Here is a 1,438-nt window from a genome sequence, read left to right as displayed (position 1 = left end):
CCACCCTTATCTTTTTATGAAAGGTGGTGATCTTGTGAAGAACAACTTTATGTCTACTTTATTCGTTGGTATTGATGTAAGCTCTAGGACCAATGTCTTATGTGCTCTGAATTTTCAAGGCGATAAGCTTCTCAATCTAAAGGCTCTGAATAACCAGCCTGGTGCCGAATCCATACTGGATAGCATCCTTGGCTGTCTTAATTCCAATGGCCTTGAATATGTTGTTATCGCATTGGAATCAACTTCCTTTTACAGTACACACATTGCCAATTTTCTCTCTTCAAGTGAAGAGCTTCTGCCCTTCAAACCTCTTGTTTACTGCCTAAACCCTAAGTCTGTTGCCAATTACAGGAAGTCTTTTGTAGATATTGATAAGACTGATCCCCTGGATGCTTTTGTTATTGCTGATTTTGCCAGGTGTGGAAGAATCACATCCGAGCCCTGGCGGGGGGCTCAGTTTCTTGCCTTGCAGAGACTTTCCAGGCATAGACTCCATTTGGTTGAGTGCATTACTCGCGAGAAGACCTATATGGTTTCCAACATCTATCTGAAGTTTAGCGAGTTGGCTGTCCTGGATAAGGATGAAAAGCCTTTTTCCAATACCTATGGCGTTACTTCTGCTGCCGTTTTGACTGAGTTCCTCTCTTTGGATGATATTACTTACTCTTCCATTGAGGATCTTGTAGCATTTGTCTCTGCCAAGGGTAAGAATCGGTTCAGTGACCCCTATGAAACAGCCAGGTTGCTACAAAAGGCTGCCAGGGATTCCTACCGTTTGGATCAAGTCTTGTATGAGCCTTTAAACACCTCCATTGCCTCGTCCTTTAACCTTATCAAAGCATTTGATGATGAGATCAAGGTAGTTGACAAAGCCATTGAGAAGACCATTAAAGGCATCAACCCTGTAGAGTATCAATCTCTGACTTCCATTCCCGGTATTGGTCCGGTACTTGCCAGTGGTATTCTTGCTGAAATTGGCACTATTACATCCTTTGGCTCACATGATTCCTTGGCTAAATATGCCGGTCTAACCTGGAGGGTAAACCAGTCTGGCGATTACTCCTCTGATGATACTAGAATGACCAAAACCGGCAACAAATATCTGAGATACTACCTCATTGAAGCTGCAAACAGTGTCATAAACCATGTTCCAGAGTACAGGGACTTCTACAACAAGAAGTATGGTGAAGTTACAACCCATTGTCATAAAAGAGCACTCGCACTTACATCTCGTAAACTAGTTCGTCTGATTTTTGGCTTGCTGACTAAAAATCAAATCTACTCCAGCGGTAAAGTTGGAGAGATACAATAGAATATTTTCTGATCTTAAACCTGTTTTTCCCCTGAAAATCCTAGGTTCTGTTTGGGCTGTCCTCCTTTAGCTCATCTGGATTATTTATTTAAAAATCTCTTCTTGACATATTACCAGATTGCTTTT

General features: G+C 41.8%; 1 protein-coding gene. It reads left to right on the top strand.

Annotated features, from left to right (window positions below; all coding sequences use genetic code 11):
* Positions 1-1,312 (top strand): IS110 family RNA-guided transposase (locus ACKVDP_RS13780; RefSeq protein ID WP_409229478.1); only part of this gene is annotated, 1,312 nt, incomplete at its 5' end.
* Positions 1,313-1,438: the final 126 nt, after the last annotated feature.

It is taken from the genome of Gudongella ferriphila (genome assembly GCF_046224405.1).
Classification (GTDB): domain Bacteria; phylum Bacillota; class Clostridia; order Tissierellales; family Tissierellaceae; genus Gudongella.
Note: the sequence above shows the minus strand (reverse complement) of the source record. Positions and strands in the feature narration are given on the sequence as shown.